Genomic DNA, 18,561 nt, shown 5'->3' on the forward strand with positions numbered 1-18,561 from the left:
ACCGCCGACCTGCCCGTCGCCCCGGTCGGCACCGTCGACCTCGCCGTCGAGGGCATGACCTGCGCGTCCTGCGTCGCGCGCGTCGAGAAGCGGCTCAACCGCGTCCCCGGCGCCCGGGCGACCGTGAACCTCGCGCTCGAGAGCGCGCACGTCGAGGTGTCCGCCGCCGAGGACGGCAGCACGCCGGACGTCGACGCGCTGGTCGCCGCCGTGCGCGCCGCCGGGTACGACGCGACGGTGACCGGGAGCCGCGACCTGACCGCACCCGCGGCGACGGCGACGGCGACGGCGACGGCGACGGCGACGGACGAGCGTGCCGAGCACGGCGCGGCCGCGCGCCACGACGCGGAGCACGCCGGGCACGACATGGCCGGCATGGACCCCACCGAGCACGCCCTGTCCGGCCACAGCATGCCCCCGGGGCACGACATGGACCCCGACGAGGACACCTCCGCCCCGACGGACGCGCGCGGCACCGACCTGCGCCGCCGGCTCCGGGTCGCGGCCGTCCTCACGGTCCCCGTGCTGCTGCTGTCGATGGTGCCCGCGTGGCAGTTCACCGGCTGGCAGTGGCTGGTCACCGTGCTCGCGCTCCCGGTCGCGACGTGGGCGGCCTGGCCGTTCCACCGCGCCGCGGTCCGGGCGGCCCGGCACGGCGCGTCGACGATGGACACCCTGGTGTCGATCGGCATCGTCGCGGCCACCGGCTGGTCGCTCTGGGCGCTGCTGCTCGGCGGCGCGGGCGAGCTCGGCATGACCATGACCCCGACGCTCTGGCCCGCCGCCGACGACGGCATGGGCACGCACATGCCCGAGCTGTACTTCGAGGTCGCGGCCGTCGTCACGACGTTCCTGCTGGCCGGCCGGTACGCCGAGCACCGCTCGCGCCGCCGGGCCGGGGACGCCCTGCGCTCGCTGCTCGACCTCGGCGCCAAGGACGTGGCGCTCCTCGTGACCGGCCCCGACGGCCGGCGCACCGAGCAGCGCGTCCCCGTGGACCGGCTCGGCGTGGGCGACGAGTTCGCCGTCCGCCCGGGCGAGAAGGTCGCCACGGACGGCGTGGTCGTCTCCGGCACCAGTGCCGTCGACACCAGCCTGCTGACCGGCGAGCCCGTGCCCGTCGACGTCGGCCCCGGCGACGACGTGACCGGCGCGACCATCAACACGGGCGGCCACCTGGTCGTCCGGGCGACGCGCGTCGGCGAGGACACCCGGCTGGCCCAGATCGGCCGGCTCGTCGCCGCCGCGCAGACCGGCAAGGCGCCGGTGCAGCGGCTGGCGGACCGGATCTCGGCGGTGTTCGTGCCGATCGTCCTGGTGCTCGCGGTCGGCACCCTGGCCGTGTGGCTGCTGTCGGGCGCGTCCGCGCAGACGGCGTTCACGGCCGCGGTCGCCGTGCTGATCATCGCCTGCCCGTGCGCCCTCGGGCTCGCCACGCCGACGGCCCTGCTCGTCGGGACCGGCCGCGGGGCGCAGCTCGGCGTGCTCATCAAGGGCCCGGAGATCCTCGAGCAGACCCGCGCGGTCGACACCGTCGTGCTGGACAAGACCGGCACCGTGACGGAGGGCCGCATGGCGCTGGTCGCCGTGCTCACCCCCGGCGACGGGGACGCGGACCCGGGGGCCGACGGCCCCGCCCGGGACGACGCGCAGCGGGAGGTGCTCCGGTACGCCGGGGCCGTCGAGGCGCTCGCCGAGCACCCCATCGCCCGCGCGGTCGCCGAGGCCGCCACCGGGCTCGCCCCGGAGGCCTCGGGCATCGGCGGCGACGGCGTCGGGATCGGCACCGACGAGGTGCACGAGTTCCGGGCCGAGGCCGGACGCGGCGTCAGCGGCGTGGTCCGCGCGGCGCACGCCGGCGTCGGGCTGGCGCGGCGGGTCCTGGTCGGCAGGCCGGCGTGGCTGGCCGAGCAGGGCGTCCCCGCCGACGGCGACCTGGGCGCGCGGTTCGCCGCCGCCGAGGCCGACGGCGCGACCGCCGTGCTGGTCGCGTGGGACGGCGCCGCCCGCGGCGTGCTCGTGCTGCGGGACCCCGTCAAGGAGGGCTCGCGGCAGGCGGTCGAGGACCTGCGCGCTCTCGGGCTCCGGCCGGTGCTGCTCACGGGCGACAACGCGGGCGCGGCCCGCGCGGTGGCCCGGTCGGTCGGGATCGCCGAGGCGGACGTGGTGGCCGAGGTGCTGCCCGCCGACAAGGTGGACGTGGTCCGGCGCCTCCAGGGCGAGGGCCGGCGGGTCGCGATGGTCGGCGACGGCGTGAACGACGCCGCGGCGCTCGCCACCGCGGACCTGGGGCTCGCGATGGGCACCGGGACCGACGTGGCCATCGAGGCCGCCGACGTGACCCTCGTGCGCGGCGACCTCCGGTCCGCCCCGCAGGCGGTCCGGCTCGCGCGCCGCACGCTCCGGGTCATCCAGCAGAACCTGTTCTGGGCGTTCGCGTACAACGTCGCGGCGATCCCGCTCGCGGCGCTCGGCCTGCTCAACCCGATGATCGCGGGCGCCGCCATGGCGTTCTCGTCGGTGCTGGTGGTCGCGAACTCGCTCCGGCTGCGCCGGTTCGCCTGACCCGGCGACCTCCTCCTCGGAGGCGTCCGGCGCGGACGTCCCGAGGAGGTGGCGCCCGGAGGCGCTACGGTCGGCACCGACCCCCGCCGCCCAGGAGGAGCCCGTGAGCGTGTCCCGACCCGTCCTCGAGATCGCCGTCCAGGACCTGGCCGGCTACCGCGTGGCCGCCGACGCCGGGGCCGCGCGCGTCGAGGTGTGCGCCGCGCTCTCCGCGACCGGCGGGCTGACCCCGGGCGCCGGCCTGCTCGCGGCGCTGGTCGCCGAGCGCGAGGCCCGCGCCGCCGGCGGTGCCGCACCGACCGGCGTGCACGTGCTGGTCCGGCCACGGCCGGGGTCGTTCGTCTACGACGCCGACGAGCTCGACGTCCAGGTGCGCGAGGTCCGCGCGGCGGTCGACCTCGGCGTCGACGGCGTGGTGGTCGGCACCCTGACGGCTGACGGCCGGGTCGACGAGCCCGCGCTCGCCGCGCTGGTCGCAGCCGCGGACGGCCGCGAGGTCACGTTCCACCGGGCCGTCGACTCCGTGGCGGACCCGCTCGCCGTCCTGGACGCCCTCGCCGCCGCGGGCGTGACCCGGGTGCTCTCCTCGGGCGGCGAGGCCCGCAGCATCGACGGCGTCCGGCGCCTCGCCGCGATGGTCGAGCACACCGCGGGCGCCGTGCAGGTCATGGCCGGGGGCGGCGTGCGACCCGTCGACGTCGGCGTGCTCGTCGCGGCCGGCGTGGACGCCGTGCACCTGTCCGCGAGCCGCGCGGTGGCCGGCGACGGCGGACCGGGCGGCGGGGGCTCCGCGGGTGGGTGGACGGTCACGGACCCGGACCTCGTGGCCCAGGCGGCCGCGGCGCTGGCGCGCGCCTGACCCCGACCCGGCCACCGGCGCGAGTACCGGGTCAGCGGAACCTGCGGCCCTCGTCGCGCCGGTACGCCAGGACCGCCAGGGCGGCGAACGCCGCCGTCCACGCCAGCAGCACCGGCAGCGCCCAGGGCGAGCCCTCGATCCCGGTCGTCACCTCGACGACCAGGTCGCGGGTGGCGCGGGACGGCAGGGCCTGGGACAGCGCGTCGAGCCAGGACGGGAACGCCTCCGGCGGCAGGAACAGCCCGCCGGCGAACGCGAGCGGGAACAGCACCGCCTGCACGACCGCGATCGCCGCCTTCGCCGACAGCGCGTAGCCGATCGCGAGGCCGAGCAGGGTGAACGGCACCGCGACGACCGGCACCATCGCGAGCCCGCCGAGCCCGCGCGCCGGGGTCACCGACGCCGAGGTCAGCAGGACCGCGATCAGGATCACCGGCACCTGCGCGCCGAGGCAGAACACGATCGCGTTCACGATCCGCCCGGCCAGGCGCGGACCGGCGCCCGCGGGCAGCGTGCGGACGTACGGGTCGAACGCCAGCTGCCGGTCCTCCGACACCCCCGCACCCAGGGTGAACAGGCACGCCGACATCACGGCGAACGTCCCGAGCTGCGCGACGGCGGCGACCGAGGCGAGCGGGTCGTCGGCGACGGCGCGCTGCGGCACCACGAAGAACAGCAGCGCGAGCGACGGGAACAGCAGGTTGCCGATGACGGCGATCGGCACGCGCACGGACTCCAGCAGCTGGAACCGGGTGTGCAGCAGCGCGAGCGAGAGCCAGGACCGGGTCCCGGTGGACGCGGGGGCGGCGGCAGCGGCGGGCACGTCGGCGGTCATCGGGTCTCCCGGTCGGTGGTGCCGGACGTGGTGGGCGACGAGGCGGCCGACGACGCAGACGAGGTGAGCGCGAGGAACGCCTCCTCGAGCGACGCGCCCCGGACCTCGAGGTCGCGGAACGGCACGTCCTCGCGGACCAGCGCCCGCACGACGGCGTCGGCGTCGCCGGCGAGCAGCACGGTGCGCCGGCCCTCGCGCCGGACGTCGAGCACCCCGGCCAGCGCGCGCAACCGCGGCTCCTCGGCCTCGGGCACCTCGACGAGGACCCGCCGCGCGGCCGCCATCGCGAGGATCGTCGGCAGGTCGTCGTCGGCGAGCACCCGGCCGCCGCCGACCACGACCACCCGGCGGGCGAGCGCCTCGATCTCCTCGAGGTAGTGGCTGGTGACGATCACGGTCGCCCCGCCGGACTGGTAGTCGCGCAGCGCGTCCCACAGCACGTGGCGTGCCTCGACGTCGAGCCCGGTGGTCGGCTCGTCGAGCAGCACGACCCGCGGGCGACCGACGAGGGAGAGCGCGACGGCCAGCCGGCGCCGCTGCCCGCCGGACAGCCCACCGGTCTGCCGGCGCGCGAGGTCGGTGAGCCCGAACCGCTCCAGCACCTCCCCGCGCGGCATCGGGTCGGCGTAGTGCCCGGCCACGAGGTCCACGACCTCGCCGACCCGCAACGTCGACGGCAGCCCGGTCTCCTGCGGCGTGGTGCCGAGCCCGGCGCGCGCGGCCGGGTCGCGGGGGTCGCGGCCGGCCAGCCGAACCGTGCCGGCGTCGGGCCGGCGCAGGCCGCTGACCAGGGACAGCAGCGTCGACTTCCCGGCGCCGTTCGGGCCCAGGAGCCCGACCATCTCCCCGGCGCCGACGGCCAGCGACACGTCGTCCAGCGCGACCACGTCGCCGTACCGGCGGGTGACGCCGTCCAGCTCGACGAGGGCGCCGGTCACCGGGCACCGCCGAGCAGGTCGGTGAGCGCGCGGGTGTACCGGGCGAACGCGGCCCGGCCCTCCGGCGACAGCTCGACGTACGTGGCCGGCGTGCGGCCCTCGAAGGTCTTCTCGACGGTCACGTACTCCGCCTCCTCCAGCTTGCGCAGGTGCGTGGACAGGTTGCCGGCCGTCATCTCGAGGAGCTGCTGCAGCCGGGGGAACGCGAGCCGGTCGCCGGGGGCGAGGGCCGCGAGGGTGGCGACGACGCGCAGCCGGGACTGCGCGTGGATCACCGGGTCGAGGTCGGCGTCCGTCACGCGACCGCCCCGCGGCGGGCCGCGCGGCCCCGGCGCTGCGCGACGTGCGCGAGCAGGGCGCCGACGGCCATCCCGCCGCCGCCCGCCAGCCCCATGACGACGAACGTGCCGGGCAGCCCGACGACGGTGGCGGCCGCGGCGACCACGGCCATCCACACCCCGAGGGCGAACTGCGCCCGGTCCTGCCAGAGGGCGCCGCCCGCCATGTAGAGCACCGCGACGATCAGCGCGGAGATGCCGTTGGCGGCGAGGGTCACCGCCTCGTCCGGCAGGCCGGCGCCCGCGAGCCCGCCGACCAGGGTCTGGCCCGCGGCGAACGCGACGAACCAGGACCAGCCGTAGAGCTGCCCGGTGCGGCGGCTGACGCCGTCCATGCCGGACATCCGGCGCACGGAGTGCAGCACGGTCGTGGCGACGCCGCTGAGGATCAGCACGCCGAACACCGCCCACGCCCACCAGGGGATCGCCGTGACGCCGCGGCCGCTCGTGGCCCACAGCACGCCGTACCCGACCAGCCACGCGACGGACCAGACGCCGAAGATCACGCGGTCGTCGGTGTAGGCGGTCGTGCGGACCCGGGTGCGCTGGGCGTCGATGATCGCCCGGGCGAGCGCCGGGTCGAGGGGGCCGTCGTCCACCGGCTCGGCACCACGAGGTGCGTCGGTGGCTCGGGGCGCGCCGGGTGCGTCGGCGGGGTGCGGCATGGCGGCAGTCCTCGGGCTCGGCGGCGGCGGACCCGAGCGGGAGCGACTCACCAACTACTTTGCGGCGCAAACCTAGCGCCACGGCGATCGCGTGCACAAGCGCCCGCACAGACGACGTCCAGCCGACGGTCAGCGGCGGGGCCTACGCTGCCGGGCGTGACCGTCCGTGACCCGCGCCCGCCCGCCGAGCCCGCCCCGGACGCGCCCGGCGCCGCCGCACCCGGGGGCCTCGCCGCCACGGCGCCGCCACCCGGCACCCCGCCGGTCTCCGAGCGCGCCCGGCGCCGCCGCCTGACGGCCGAGATCTGGATCGTCCTCGGCCTGTCCCTCGGCCAGTCGGCCGTGTACGCGGTGGTCAACATCGCCGCGCGCCTCACGGCGGGCACCCCGCTGGCGTCGCAGAGCACCACGCTCAACGCCAGCCGCTCCCCGCGCCCCTACCTCGACCTGACGTACCAGCTGCTGTCGATCGGGTTCGCGCTGGTGCCGGTCGCCCTGGCGCTGTACCTGCTGTCCGCGAACGGGCGGAGCGCCGCGCGCCGGATCGGCCTGGACGGGTCGCGCCCCGGCCGGGACCTGGGCGTCGGGTTCGGGCTCGCGGCCCTGATCGGCCTGCCGGGCCTCGCGCTGTACGTGCTGGGCCGGGCGGTCGGCATCACGGTCGAGGTGCAGGCCGCCGCGCTGAACGCCGCGTGGTGGACCGTGCCGGTGCTGATCCTCTCCGCGCTGCAGAACGCCCTGCTCGAGGAGGTGATCGTCGTCGGCTACCTGATGGAGCGGCTGCGCGAGCTGCGCTGGCGGACCCCCGCGATCCTCGTGACCTCGGCGGTGCTGCGGGGGTCGTACCACCTGTACCAGGGCATCGGCCCGTTCCTCGGCAACGTCGTCATGGGCCTGGTGTTCGCCGAGTACTACCGGCGCAGACGGCGCACCATGCCGCTCGTGGTGGCCCACACGGTGCTCGACGTCGTGGCGTTCGTGGGCTACGCGCTGCTCCCGGCGGCGTGGCGCGAGGCGCTCGGGATCCGCTGACGCCTCAGACGGGCGTCGACCCCGTGGGCGCCCGTCCGCCCGCGGCCAGCTGCCGGCTCAGCGACCGGGTCGCGAACCCCGACACCAGCATCACCACGCCGGCGACGAACGCGAACAGCCCGTACACGGTGAGGATCACGTCCACGGTGCCCTGCGGCTTGATCGCCAGCAGCAGGCCGAACAGGAACCCGATCAGCCCGAACACCAGGGTCCCGGACCAGGCCAGGTCCCGCGCCCGGTACTGGGTCACCGCGACGATCACGGCGGTCACCCCGAGCACCAGCACCCAGAGCGCCAGCAGGTAGAACAGCACGAGCGCGGTCACGTCCGGCCACAGCATGATGAGCGCGCCGAACCCGATGCTGACCAGGCCCTCGGCGACCAGCCAGCCGAACCCGGGCCGGCCGCGCGCGAGCAGCGCCTGCATCAGCACGACAGCCCCGTCGACGACGGCGAACACGCCGAACACCCAGACCAGCGCGACGAGGGTGCCGAGCGGCTCGACCAGCAGCAGCAGGCCCAGCACGATCATCAGCACGCCCCGGAGCACCGGCAGCCACCAGACCGACCGCAGCACCGCCGCGACCCGGCCCTCCACGTCCTGAGCCACGCGCGCCTCCCGGTCGTCGTGCGGTGGGGCGCCGCCCGTCCGGCGGCCTCCTCGCCGGTCACGCTAGCCCCCGGGGGTCATCCTCGCGACGGAGACGGCGCACGGAGGGAGTCATCCTCGCGGACGGAAATCCGCACGGCGCGCACGCAGCGGCCACCCGGGGCGCCCTGCGCTGCCTAGACTCGCGACCATGCCCGACGCCTCGACCAGCGCGCCGGCGGCGCCCGGTCGACCCGACGGGCCCGCCGCGGGCGCGCGCACGCAGGTGCCGCTCGACGGGCTGGGCCGCCCGCAGGTGCTCGACACCCCCGCGGTCCGGGTGCACCACCCGAGCGACCTGCTGGGCGTGGTGCTCAGCCTCGTCGGCGCCGTCGCGGTCATGGCGCTCGCGACGTACGCGCACAACACGACGTCCGGCGTCGCGGAGGACGTGCAGGGCTTCGCGTCGCTGCTCCGGCAGATCCTCGTCGTGCCGGTCACCCTGCTCGAGACCGTCGTCACCTACCTCGTGCCGATCGCCGTCCTGGCGGAGCTCGCGGTGCGCCGGCTCGGGCGGCAGATGGTCGAGGCCTCGATCGCCGCGATCGTCGCGGTGCTCGCGGCGGCGGGCGTCGCGTGGCTGGTCCAGCACCTCGGCTCGGACCAGCTGGTCGCCGGGCTCTCCGTCCGGCTCAACGGGCAGCTGACGCTGTCCATCCCCGAGTACCTCGCGCTCATCGCCGGCCTGCTGACGGCGACCGGCCCGCGCAGCCGCCGCCGGACCGTCTCGTGGTCGTGGAACCTGGTCTGGGTCGCGGTCGGCGTCATGGTCATCACCGCGGGTGCCTCGCTGCCCGGCGTGGCGGTCGCGCTGCTGCTCGGCCGCGCCTCCGGCCTCGCCGTCCGGTACGTCTCGGGCGTCCGCTCGGAGCGCGCCTACGGCGCGAGCCTCCTGGCGGGCGTGCGGCGTGCGGGCTGGCAGCCGCGGGTCCTCGTGCGGGTGCCCGACGAGGACGACGACGCGGCGGACGACGCCGACCACCGCCCCGCCGCGCTGCAGGCCACCCCGGGGACCCCCGCCGTCGCGCCCAGCGCCGGCGCGCGGGCCGCGGTCCGGTACGCCGAGCACCGCGCGTACGAGATGGTCACCGAGGACGGCCAGGAGCTCGACGTGCTCGTGCTCGACGGCGACCGCCAGGTGATCGGCTTCCTCAGCCGGCTGTGGCGGTCGCTCCGCCTGCGCGGCCTGGACGGCCGGTCGGTCGTGTCGCTGCGGCAGGCCGCCGAGCGCGCCGCGCTGCTGTCGTACACCGCGACCGCGGCCGGCGTCCGCAACCCCGCGCTGCGCGGCATCGCCGAGGCCGACTCGTCGATGCTGCTGGTGCAGGACCCCGTCCCGGCCGCCACCTCGCTCGCGGACCTCGACCCCGAGGTCATCACCGACGACGTGCTCCGCGCGATCTGGGGCCAGCTCGGCACCGCCCACGAGGCGGGGCTGGCGCACCGCGCGCTGACCAGCGACGTGATCCTGGTGGCAGACGGCCCGGACGACCCGACCGTGTGGCTCGTCGGCTGGGACCAGGGCGACGTCGCCTCGTCCGAGCTCGCGCAGCGCATGGACCGGACCCAGATGGTCGCGCTCCTCGCGCTCCGCGTGGGGCCCGCCCGCGCCCTGGAGTCCGCCGTGGCGGTGCTGCCCGAGGGCGACATCGCGGCGATCGGCCCGCTGCTGCAGACCATCACGCTCCCCCGCCGCACGCGCGAGGAGCTGCGCGTGCACAAGGAGGTGCTCGCCGAGCTCCGGTCCGCCCTGGTGGCGCGGCTGCCCGAGGCCGACGTCGAGCCCGTGCAGCTGGTCCGGTTCGGCGCGCGCGCCGTGCTGACGATCCTGCTGACGACGGCCGCCGTCATCATCCTGCTGACGTCGATCAACCTGCAGACGATCCTCGACGCGCTCTCGACGACCGACTGGCGGCTGAGCGTTCTCGCGTTCCTGCTCGGCATGGCGACGTTGTTCGGGGCGGCGCTGTCGCTAGTGGCGTTCTCCCCCGTCAAGCTGTCGCTGTGGCGCGCCTCGGTCGCGCAGTCGGCGTCGACGTTCGTGGCGCTCGCCGCGCCCGCGGGCATCGGCCCGGCCGCGATCAACCTGCGGCTGCTGACCCGCCGCGGCACCTCGACCTCGCTGGCGACGGCGACCGTGGCGCTCGTCCAGGTGTCCCACTTCGTCGTGACGCTGCCGATGCTGCTGGTGCTGTCGGTCGCGTCCGGCACGAACCAGCTCGAGCGGTTCACGGTGTCCCCGACGGTGGTCGTCGTGATCGGCGTGCTCGCGGCGCTGATCGGCGCCGCGCTCCTGGTGCCGAAGGTGCGGCAGTGGGTCGCCGCCAAGACGCTGCCGACGGTGCAGCAGACCTGGCCCCGGCTCATCGAGGTGGTCGGGCAGCCGTTCCGGCTCGCGGTCGGCCTCGCCGGCAACCTCATCACGACGTTCGGCTACATCCTCGCGTTCGAGGTGTGCCTGCTCGCGTTCAACCAGCACCTGTCCCTGGTGCAGGTCGCGATCGTCTACCTGGCGGGCAACACCGCCGGCTCGATCGCCCCGACGCCCGGCGGCATCGGCACCACCGAGATCGCCCTCGCGGGCGCGCTGACGGTCATCGGCGTGAACCCCGGCGTCGCCACCTCCGTGGCGGTGCTGTTCCGGGTGCTGACCTACTGGCTGCGCATCCCGGTCGGCTGGGCGTCGATGCGGTACATGCAGCGCGTCGGCGAGCTCTGACCCCACGCGCCGGCGCGCGGCGTCCGGCCTCCGGGCGCGCCGACGGGCGCCCGGGGCGCGGCGGCGCGGGCGCCCGTGGGGCGTGCGATCAGGAGGCGGAGGTGCACTCGCGCTGCGCGGGCACGAGGTCCCCGTGCGTCGCGAGGGTCGCCGCGATGCGGGACCAGGAGGACAGGCGCGTCGCGCTGCGCCCCGTCACGTCGGAGCGGAGGTCGGAGCCCTCACGCTCGGCCGGCTCGTAGAAGCCGCGCTGTTCCATGGCAGATCCTTCGTTCGGCAGCCCGGCTGACCTGCGGGGGTCCCGTGGCTTTGCGTCCCCTCCTCGCGGAGGGTTTGCCCTTGTCGCTGACACGGCGACTGTAGGCCCGGCGCCGGGCCGAGCGGAAGGGTGCTGCCGGGAAACTTCAGCCCAGAACACGCATTTCACCCACTCGGGCCAAAGCGGACAAAACGCGCGGACAGCGCCCACCCGGCCCGCGGGACGCCGCTTTCCGGTGAATGCGCAGGTCAGCCTGGTTCTCAGGCGGCCGGCACCGCCACAGCCCGCAGGAACGACTCCAGCAGCGGCCCCGACGTCGTCGAGCCGAAGTCCCCGGTCTCGACGAACACCGCGACCGCGAGGTCGCCCTGCGCCGCGATCATCCACGCGTGGTTCTGCAGGTCCTCCCCCGACCCGTACTGCGCCGTGCCCGACTTGGCGATGACCTCGGGCCCCGGCACGTCCTGCAGGAAGTCGCCGCCGCCCTCGGTCACCACGGCCCGCATCATCGACCGCAGCGCGTCCGCCTCGGCGGGCGTCAGCGGCTGGGCGGGCCCTGGCACGGCGGTCGCGGTCTCCGCCGCCCCGTCGAGCAGGAGCCGCGGCGTGACCCGCGCGCCTGCCGCCACCGACGCGGCGACCGTCGCCATGCCGAGCGGCGTCGCCTGGACGCGGGCCTGGCCGATCATCGACGCGGCGTGGTCGGTGCCGCCGGTGGCCTCGGCCGGCACCTCGCCGAGCGTCGCCGCGAAGCCGAGGTCGGCGCCCGCCACCAGGCCGAGCGACTCCGCCGCGGCCGCGAGCGCCTCCTGCGGCGCCGTGCCCGCCGCGGTGAGGAACGCGGTGTTGCACGACTCGGCGACCGCCGTCCGCAGCGTGATGTCGCCCAGGGCGTCGGCCGGGTAGCCCGGGTAGTTCTGGAACGACCGGCCGTCGACGGTGGCGGTCTCCGGGCAGGTGACGGTGCTGTCCGGGGTCAGGCCGGCGCGCAGCAGCGCGAGCGAGGTCGCGACCTTGAACGTCGAGCCGGGCGCGTACAGGCCCAGCGTGGCCGTCGACATCCCGCCGCCGCCCGGTCCGCTGGCCGCGGCGAGCACGTCGCCGGTGGACGGCCGGATCGCCACGATCGCGCTCGCGCTGCCCACGACGGTGGCGACCAGGTCCTCCGCGGCCTGCTGCACCGCGGGGTCGAGCGTCGTGCGCAGCGGCGCGCCCACCTGGGGTTCCACGTGGAACAGCTCCCGCTCCTGCGCGCCGCCGGCGGTCGCGACCACCGTCAACCCGGGCTCGCCGCGCAGCTGATCGTCGAACTGCGCCTGCAGGCCGCTCAGGCCAGTGAGGTCGCCGGCGACGACGGCGCCGTCCGACTCCTCGACGATCTCGGCGGTCGCCTGGCCGACCGTCCCCAGCACCGGGCGGGCGAACGCGCGGCTGGGCGCCAGCGGCAGCGCGGTCTCGATCATGTTCACGCCCGGCACCACCGAGAGCGCGCCACGGTCGTACGCGGGGTCGTCGTCGCGCACCACGATCGCCTCGACGAACGCCTTCTCCCCCGCCGCGGCGACCTGGGCCGCGTAGGCGTCGGCGTCCAGGCCGAGGGCCGCCGCCAGCTCGCGCGCCGCCCCGTCCGCCTGCTCCGCCGGGACGCGGGTCTTGTCGATGCCGATCCGGAACACCGGGCGCGACTCGACGAGTACGGCGTCCCCCGCCCCGAGCACGTCCGCGCGCTCCGCCTGCACCCGGTGCACCTGCAGGGCCTCGCCGGCGGCGAGGTCCGGCGCGAGCAGCATCGACGACCACCGGGCGCGCCACTCGTCGTCGACCTTCGCCAGGTTCGCGTGCGTCGTGTACGTCCACGTGGTGGCGCTGCTGCCGACGTCCCAGGTGAAGGTCAGCTCGACCGACGCCGCCGCGTCGTCGTCCGCCGCCACCACGTCGCCGGCCGCGACCTCGGGCTGCCACGGGTCCAGACCCGCGTACGCGGCGGTGCGCGCCTCGCCCGCCTCCGCGGCGGTGGCGCCGTCGAGCGGGACGTCCGCGAAGTCGCCCGACGCGAGGGCGTCGGCGAGGGCGTCCGCGGTCCGCTGCCGGTCGTCCGGCCCGCCCGAGCACGCCGCCAGCGCCCCCACGAGCGCGAGCAGCACGCCGACCGCCACCCCGCGCCGCGCGGCGCCCCGACCCCCTGCGACCCGCACCGACCTCACACGCCTCACCCCGTCGTCCGCCGCCTCACCGGGGGCGACGCGCCGCCGGCACCGTCAGCCTAGGGATCCCGACCTGCACGGACGGGCCGTTCTGCGTGCCGATCCGGGGACGTGCTGTGCGCGTCCTGTGCGCACCCGGTCCCGCGCCGCCAGCGGTTGACGACAGCCCCGGACGCCTCTGGAATGGTGCGATGTCGCCTCCCGACCAGCCCTGCAGTCCCGTGCGGCGAGCCCGCACCACCCCGCGCACCGGCCCGACGGCCCGCGCCGACCGCACGGGGGCTCGCCGCTGATGGACTCCGAGACCTGGGGCAACATCGCCCTCGTCCTGCTCTTCATCCTGATCGGCGGCGTGTTCGCCGGGACGGAGATCGCGCTCGTCTCGCTCCGCGAGAGCCAGATCAACCACCTCGAGCGGCAGAGCGCCCGCGGCGCGCGGGTCGCGTCCGTCGCCCGCGACCCGAACCGGTTCCTCGCCGCGGTGCAGATCGGCGTCACCGTCGCGGGGTTCTTCTCCGCCGCGTACGGGGCGTCGACGATCGCCCCCGACTTCGCGCCCGTCATCGAGGCGCTCGGGGTGTCCGAGGGCCTCGCGGGCACCATCGCGCTGGTCGCCCTGACCCTCGTGATCGCCTACCTGTCGCTGGTGCTGGGCGAGCTCGTCCCCAAGCGCATCGCGCTCCAGCAGTCCGGGCGGGTCGCGCTGGCCGTCGCCCCGCCCCTCGACCGGTTCGCCACGCTGATGCGCCCGGTGATCTGGCTGCTGTCGAAGTCGACGAACCTGCTCGTCCGGCTGTTCGGCGGCGACCCGCACGCCACCAGCGAGGAGATGTCCGAGGCCGAGCTCCGCGACCTCGTCATCGCCCACCAGGGACTGCCCGAGGACGAGCGCCGCATCCTCGGCGACGTGTTCGCCGCGACCGACCGCTCGGTGGCGGAGGTCATGCGCCCACGGCCCGAGGTGCACTTCCTCGAGGCCGACCTCACCCTCGCCGACGCGCTCGACCAGGTCCGCGAGCAGCCCTGGTCCCGGTACCCCGTCATCGGCGAGGACTTCGACGACGTCCTGGGGTTCCTGCACATCCGCGAGCTGCTCGAGGCCACCGACCGCACCGGCGTCCGGGTCCGGGACGTCATGCGCGAGATCGTGGTGCTCCCCGGCACGAACAAGCTGCTGCCGTCGCTGTCGTCCATGCGCCGCGAGGGCGTGCACATCGCGGTCGTCGTCGACGAGTACGGCGGCACCGACGGCATCGTCACGCTCGAGGACCTGGTCGAGGAGCTCGTCGGCGACATCCGCGACGAGTACGACATGCCGGGGTCCTCGGGCGCCGAGGCCCGCGAGGGCGCGCCCGGCTCCTACGACGCCGGCATCACCATCGAGGAGTTCACCGAGCTCACCGGGGTGCCGCTCGCCGACGGGCCGTACGAGACCGTCGCGGGGTTCGTGATCGCGCGGCTCGGCCGGCTGGGCGACGTCGGCGACGCCGTGGACGTCGACGGGCACCGGGTCGAGGTCACCGCGGTCGACGGCCGTCGCATCGCGCGGGTGCGGGTCGTGCCGCCGCCCGAGGAGCCGGCGGCGCCGGCCCCGGGCGGGACCGCCCCGGACGGGACCGGGGAGGGCCGCGGCTGACCCGCGTCCGGGATGCGCGCGGCGCCTCCGTGCCCCACCCTGTTGCCAACCTGCCGGGACCGGGCACGACGAGGAGGGAGCGCGCGTGGGCCACCGACCGCACCGCCTCGTGCTCGACCCCGAGCCCGGCTCCGTCGCGACCGGCCGCCGCTGGGCCGCGCACGAGGCCGAGCTCGGCCACGCGACCGCCGAGGCGGCCCGCACCGTCGAGCTGCTGACCAGCGAGATCCTCACCAACGCCGTCGTGCACACCCGCGCGCACCGGCACATCGCCCTCACCGCCGAGTGCCACGACGACTGCGTCCGGGTCGAGGTCACCGACCCCGACCCCACGCTGCCGCTGGTCAAGCCGGGCAACGCGCGCCGGATCGGCGGCCACGGGATGCGGCTGGTCGACGCGCTGGCCACGGCGTGGGGCGTCGAGCTGCACCCGGGGCGCGGCAAGACCGTCTGGTTCGAGACCCCCGCGGGCACCCACGGGCTGACGGCCTGACCGCCTGACGACACCGCCCGCGGCGGGGGATGCCGCTCCAGGCCCCGCGCCGTCACGATGGCCGGATGGAGGCGCAGCCGGCCCCGCCCGTACCGTCCCGACCGCACGACGCCACGCGGCCGTCCGGCCGTCGCGCCCGGCTGCGCACCGCCCTGCGCACCGTCGGCAGCACGGCGCTCATCGTCGGCCTGTACCTGGGCCGGCCGCTGGACCGCGCGACCCCGGCGACGCTCGTGCTGCTCGTCGCCGGCCTCACGCTGCTCGTGCTGCTGCTCGGCTGGCAGATCCGCAGCGTCGTCCGGTCCCCGTACCCGGTGCTGCGCGCCATCGAGGCCTTCGCGACCGCGACCGTGCTGTTCGTCGTGCTGTTCGCCGCCGGGTACACCTCGCTGTCGGAGTCGTCCCCGGGCGCCTTCACCGAGCCCGTCGACCGGCTGGACGCGATCTACTTCACGATGACCGTGCTCGCGACCGTCGGGTTCGGTGACATCACGCCCGTCACGGGGACCGCGCGCATGGTGGTGACGCTGCAGATGATCTGCGGGTTCGCGTTCGCGGCGCTCGTGGGGCGGGAGTTCCTGGCGGCGGTCCGGCGCGCGCAGGACGGGCAGGACGGTGCGGGCGGCCCGGAGCCCTCGGGCCCGCCGCCCGCGAGCGGCGCCTGACGCCCGGCGGTCAGGCGGGTGCCCGGTGCGCGCCCGTCCCGTCCGCACCCGTCGTCGCAGCCCGCGCCTGACCCAGCGCGTGGTCCTTCAGCGCGGCGAACTCCTCCGCGCTGATCGCGCCCTCGTCGAGCAGCGCCTTGGCCTGCGCGATCTGCTGGCCCGGGGACCCCGAGCCGGCGACGTCGCGGATGTACGCGTCGCCCGCCTGCCGCGCCGCGACCGCCGAGCGGGCGCTGCGCTCGGCCATCCCCCGCCCGCGCGCGATCAGGTACACCAGCGCGGTCACGAACGGGAGCACCAGCAGGAAGATCAGCCACACCGCCTTCCACCACCCGCTCAGCCCCCGGTCCCGGAACAGGTCCGAGATGATCGAGAACAGCGCGAACAGGTAGGCGATGAAGACGAACGCCCAGACGAACCACCAGATGATGTCCCAGAAGTCGGACCAGAACTCCACCGCCACCACGCTCCTCGTGCGACAGGCCGGCGCTGCGGCCGGGACGGCGGGCGGCGCCGGGCGCACGCCCCTGCTCCGCACGCTAGGACCGGTGGTCGCGGGCCGGACCACCCGGTCGGGATGAGCCGTGACCCGCGCCACGACCCGGAATGCGCCGGACCGGCGGCCCGTTCGCACCGGTATGAGAGCTGTCGTGTACGAGGAGTTCGGCGGGGCCGACGTGCTCCGGGTCGTCGACCGTCCGGAGCCCCACATCGGGGCGGACGCCGTGGTCGTGAAGGTCGCCGCCGCGTCCCTGAACCCGGTCGACTACAAGATCCGCGAGGGGTACCTCCGCGGCCTGATGGACGTGCACTTCCCGGCGGTGCCCGCCTGGGACGTCTCCGGCACCGTCGTGAAGGCCGGGCTCGACACCCCCGAGCTGCAGGTCGGCGACGAGGTGCTGGCCTACGCCCGCAAGGACGTCGTGCAGGACGGCACCCTGGCCGAGTACGTGGCGGTCCCCGTCCGGACCGCGGCGAAGAAGCCGGCCGGGCTGTCGTTCGAGGAGGCCGCCGCGCTGCCGCTGGCCGGGCTCACGGCGCTGCAGACCATCCGCCGCGCCGGGCTCGCCGAGGGCCAGACCGTCCTGGTGCACGCGGCGGCCGGCGGGGTCGGCTCGATCGCCGTGCAGCTGGCCGTGCACGCCGGGGCCCGCGTCGTCGGGACGGCCTCCGAGCGCAACCACGACTACCTGCGCTCGCTCGGCGCCGAGCCGGTCGCGTACGGCGACGGCCTGGTCGAGGCCGCGCGCGCCGCCGCCCCCGACGGCTTCGACGTCGTGCTCGACTACGTGGGCGGCCAGGCGGTCGAGACCGCGCCGGCGCTCCTGCGCCCGGGCGGCACGATCGCGTCGATCACCGACGCCCGCGCCCGCGACGAGCTCGGCGGCCAGTACGTGTGGGTCCGCCCCGACAGCGGCGACCTCGCGCACCTGGCCGACCTCGCCGCGCGCGGCGTCGTCAAGGTCGAGATCGCGGCGACCTACCCGCTCGAGAAGACCGCCGAGGCGTACCGCGCCCTGGAGACCGGCCACACCCGCGGCAAGATCGTCGTCACGGTCTGACCCGCGCCGCCGAGCGCGGTGGCTCGAGCCGAGCGCGGTGCCTGGCGCCGAGCGCGGTGGCTCGGGCTGCCGCGCTCGGCGCGGACGACGGCGCTCGGCGGCGCCTCACACCGCGCGGGCCGCGAGGAGGTCGCGGGTGACCGGGTGGGCCGGGGCGCCGAAGACGTCCGGCACCGGCCCCTGCTCCACGACCCGCCCCGCGCTCATCACGAGCACCCGGTCGCACACCCGCCGGATCACGCCGAGGTCGTGGGACACCAGCACCATCGCCACGCCCGTGTCCCGGCGCAGCTCGACCAGCAGGTCCAGGATCGCGGCCTGCACCTGGACGTCCAGCGCGGACACGGGCTCGTCGAGCAGCAGCACCCGGGGCTCCGAGGCGAGCGCCCGGGCGATCGCCACCCGCTGCCGCTGCCCCCCGGACAGGGTCCGGGGCCGGCGGTCCAGGACCGCCGCGGGCAGGTGCACGCGCGCGAGCAGCGCGGCCGCCGCGGCGTCCCGGTCGGCGCGGACGGGCGGTCGGGGCCCCGTCGCGAGCGCCGCCCGCAGCACCGCCCGCACGGTCGACCGGGGGTCGACCGTGCCCAGCGGGTCCTGCGGCACCAGGCGGACGCCCGACCGGAGCCCGCGCCGCTCCCGCTCGGGCAGCGCCGACCACGGCCGGCCGTCCAGCAGGACCTCTCCCGCGTCCGGGGCGTCGGCCGCGAGCAGCAGCCGGGCCAGCGTCGTCTTGCCCGACCCCGACTCCCCCACCAGGCCCACGGCCTCGCCCGCGCGGACCGCGACGTCGACGCCGTCGACGGCCGTCACCGCCCCGCCGCCGGGCAGCGGGAACACCCGGCGCAGCCCGTCGTCCCTCGAGCACCGCCGCGCCCGGCTCCGGGACCGCACCGGGCCCCTCGCCCAGCCGTGCCGCCGCGACCAGCTCGCGGGTGTACCCGTGCCGGGGCGCGCCGAGCACGTCGGCGGTGGCGCCCTCCTCGACGACCCGGCCGTCCCGCAGCACCACGACCCGGTCCGCGACCCGCGCCACGGCACCGAGGTCGTGCGTCACCAGGACGACCGCGGTGCCCGCGTCGCGAAGGTCTCCGAGCAGGCCCAGCACCCGGGCGGCGACCGTGGCGTCGAGCGCCGTCGTGGGC

The 18,561-nt window shown here is 76.4% G+C and carries 17 protein-coding genes and 1 riboswitch; of the genes, 8 read left to right on the forward strand and 9 right to left on the reverse strand.

Annotated elements, in window-relative coordinates; genetic code table 11:
* Positions 1-54 precede the first annotated feature (54 nt).
* On the forward strand, positions 55-2,565 hold the full coding sequence (locus FKM96_RS09305; protein ID WP_147797021.1) for a cation-translocating P-type ATPase: 2,511 nt from the start codon (positions 55-57) through the stop codon (positions 2,563-2,565).
* Positions 2,566-2,668: 103 nt separating this feature from the next.
* Positions 2,669-3,424: a copper homeostasis protein CutC gene (locus FKM96_RS09310; protein ID WP_147794993.1), complete on the forward strand. Its 756-nt coding sequence runs from the start codon at positions 2,669-2,671 to the stop codon at positions 3,422-3,424.
* Between the two features lie 31 nt (positions 3,425-3,455).
* On the opposite strand, the gene FKM96_RS09315 is transcribed toward FKM96_RS09310, so the two are convergent.
* Genes FKM96_RS09315 through FKM96_RS09330 form a run of 4 tightly spaced genes read right to left on the reverse strand, consistent with a single transcriptional unit; the run spans position 3,456 to position 6,200 of the window.
* Positions 3,456-4,259 carry an ABC transporter permease gene (locus FKM96_RS09315; protein ID WP_147794994.1) on the reverse strand — a complete coding sequence of 268 codons (804 nt, stop codon included), beginning with the start codon at positions 4,257-4,259 and terminating at the stop codon, positions 3,456-3,458.
* Entirely contained in the window at positions 4,256-5,197 is a 942-nt protein-coding gene (locus tag FKM96_RS09320; protein ID WP_147794995.1) for an ABC transporter ATP-binding protein, read from the reverse strand. The genes FKM96_RS09315 and FKM96_RS09320 overlap by 4 nt, the downstream gene beginning before the upstream one ends.
* Positions 5,194-5,496, reverse strand: coding sequence for a transcriptional regulator (locus tag FKM96_RS09325; RefSeq protein ID WP_147794996.1), 303 nt, complete (start codon positions 5,494-5,496; stop codon positions 5,194-5,196). The genes FKM96_RS09320 and FKM96_RS09325 overlap by 4 nt, the downstream gene beginning before the upstream one ends.
* Positions 5,493-6,200: a hypothetical protein gene (locus FKM96_RS09330; protein WP_246855283.1), complete on the reverse strand. Its 708-nt coding sequence runs from the start codon at positions 6,198-6,200 to the stop codon at positions 5,493-5,495. The genes FKM96_RS09325 and FKM96_RS09330 overlap by 4 nt, the downstream gene beginning before the upstream one ends.
* Positions 6,201-6,491: 291 nt before the next feature.
* On the opposite strand from FKM96_RS09330, the gene FKM96_RS09335 reads away from it, so the two are divergent.
* Positions 6,492-7,232, forward strand: a complete 741-nt coding sequence (locus FKM96_RS09335) for a CPBP family intramembrane glutamic endopeptidase (RefSeq protein ID WP_168217076.1) — start codon at positions 6,492-6,494, stop codon at positions 7,230-7,232.
* A 4-nt stretch (positions 7,233-7,236) separates the two neighbouring features.
* Here FKM96_RS09335 and FKM96_RS09340 read toward each other — a convergent pair whose 3' ends face one another.
* Positions 7,237-7,842: an HdeD family acid-resistance protein gene (locus FKM96_RS09340; RefSeq protein ID WP_246855284.1), complete on the reverse strand. Its 606-nt coding sequence runs from the start codon at positions 7,840-7,842 to the stop codon at positions 7,237-7,239.
* A 190-nt stretch (positions 7,843-8,032) separates the two neighbouring features.
* Between FKM96_RS09340 and FKM96_RS09345 the strand changes: the two genes are divergently transcribed.
* Positions 8,033-10,600 (forward strand): lysylphosphatidylglycerol synthase transmembrane domain-containing protein, encoded by a 2,568-nt coding sequence (locus FKM96_RS09345; protein WP_147794998.1) that lies wholly within the window; start codon positions 8,033-8,035, stop codon positions 10,598-10,600.
* An 88-nt stretch (positions 10,601-10,688) separates the two neighbouring features.
* Here the strand turns inward: FKM96_RS09345 and FKM96_RS20640 are convergent, their stop codons facing one another.
* Both FKM96_RS20640 and FKM96_RS09350 read right to left on the reverse strand, forming a co-directional pair.
* Positions 10,689-10,859: a hypothetical protein gene (locus FKM96_RS20640; protein ID WP_168216933.1), complete on the reverse strand. Its 171-nt coding sequence runs from the start codon at positions 10,857-10,859 to the stop codon at positions 10,689-10,691.
* Positions 10,860-10,872: 13 nt separating this feature from the next.
* Positions 10,873-10,948, reverse strand: a riboswitch (cyclic di-GMP riboswitch).
* A 171-nt stretch (positions 10,949-11,119) separates the two neighbouring features.
* Positions 11,120-13,054: a penicillin-binding transpeptidase domain-containing protein gene (locus tag FKM96_RS09350; protein ID WP_246855285.1), complete on the reverse strand. Its 1,935-nt coding sequence runs from the start codon at positions 13,052-13,054 to the stop codon at positions 11,120-11,122.
* 301 nt (positions 13,055-13,355) lie between these two features.
* On the opposite strand from FKM96_RS09350, the gene FKM96_RS09355 reads away from it, so the two are divergent.
* The 3 genes from FKM96_RS09355 to FKM96_RS09365 all read left to right on the forward strand — a co-directional run bounded on the left by FKM96_RS09355 (position 13,356) and on the right by FKM96_RS09365 (position 15,857).
* Positions 13,356-14,699: a hemolysin family protein gene (locus FKM96_RS09355; RefSeq protein WP_147794999.1), complete on the forward strand. Its 1,344-nt coding sequence runs from the start codon at positions 13,356-13,358 to the stop codon at positions 14,697-14,699.
* An 85-nt stretch (positions 14,700-14,784) separates the two neighbouring features.
* On the forward strand, positions 14,785-15,192 hold the full coding sequence (locus FKM96_RS09360; RefSeq protein WP_147795000.1) for an ATP-binding protein: 408 nt from the start codon (positions 14,785-14,787) through the stop codon (positions 15,190-15,192).
* A gap of 65 nt (positions 15,193-15,257) precedes the next feature.
* Positions 15,258-15,857, forward strand: a complete 600-nt coding sequence (locus FKM96_RS09365) for a potassium channel family protein (protein ID WP_168216934.1) — start codon at positions 15,258-15,260, stop codon at positions 15,855-15,857.
* 10 nt (positions 15,858-15,867) lie between these two features.
* On the opposite strand, the gene FKM96_RS21510 is transcribed toward FKM96_RS09365, so the two are convergent.
* A complete protein-coding gene (locus tag FKM96_RS21510; RefSeq protein WP_246855286.1) occupies positions 15,868-16,314 on the reverse strand; it encodes an SHOCT domain-containing protein in 447 nt (148 codons plus the stop codon).
* Between the two features lie 181 nt (positions 16,315-16,495).
* On the opposite strand from FKM96_RS21510, the gene FKM96_RS09375 reads away from it, so the two are divergent.
* Positions 16,496-17,419, forward strand: coding sequence for an NADP-dependent oxidoreductase (locus FKM96_RS09375; protein ID WP_147795003.1), 924 nt, complete (start codon positions 16,496-16,498; stop codon positions 17,417-17,419).
* Positions 17,420-17,524: 105 nt separating this feature from the next.
* Here FKM96_RS09375 and FKM96_RS22195 read toward each other — a convergent pair whose 3' ends face one another.
* A complete protein-coding gene (locus FKM96_RS22195; protein WP_371300509.1) occupies positions 17,525-18,310 on the reverse strand; it encodes an ABC transporter ATP-binding protein in 786 nt (261 codons plus the stop codon).
* Positions 18,311-18,561 lie beyond the last annotated feature (251 nt).

This window comes from Cellulomonas sp. Y8 (assembly GCF_008033115.1).
In the GTDB taxonomy this organism is placed as follows: Bacteria; Actinomycetota; Actinomycetes; order Actinomycetales; family Cellulomonadaceae; genus Cellulomonas.

Coding starts and splice junctions, on each gene's coding strand:
- FKM96_RS09375 (WP_147795003.1), top strand. CDS start 16,496: ATGAGAGCTGTCGTGTACGAGGAGTTCGGCGGGGCCGACGTGCTCCGG.
- FKM96_RS09365 (WP_168216934.1), top strand. CDS start 15,258: ATGGAGGCGCAGCCGGCCCCGCCCGTACCGTCCCGACCGCACGACGCC.
- FKM96_RS09355 (WP_147794999.1), top strand. CDS start 13,356: ATGGACTCCGAGACCTGGGGCAACATCGCCCTCGTCCTGCTCTTCATC.
- FKM96_RS09330 (WP_246855283.1), bottom strand. CDS start 6,200: ATGCCGCACCCCGCCGACGCACCCGGCGCGCCCCGAGCCACCGACGCA.
- FKM96_RS20640 (WP_168216933.1), bottom strand. CDS start 10,859: ATGGAACAGCGCGGCTTCTACGAGCCGGCCGAGCGTGAGGGCTCCGAC.
- FKM96_RS09315 (WP_147794994.1), bottom strand. CDS start 4,259: ATGACCGCCGACGTGCCCGCCGCTGCCGCCGCCCCCGCGTCCACCGGG.
- FKM96_RS09345 (WP_147794998.1), top strand. CDS start 8,033: ATGCCCGACGCCTCGACCAGCGCGCCGGCGGCGCCCGGTCGACCCGAC.
- FKM96_RS09305 (WP_147797021.1), top strand. CDS start 55: ATGACCTGCGCGTCCTGCGTCGCGCGCGTCGAGAAGCGGCTCAACCGC.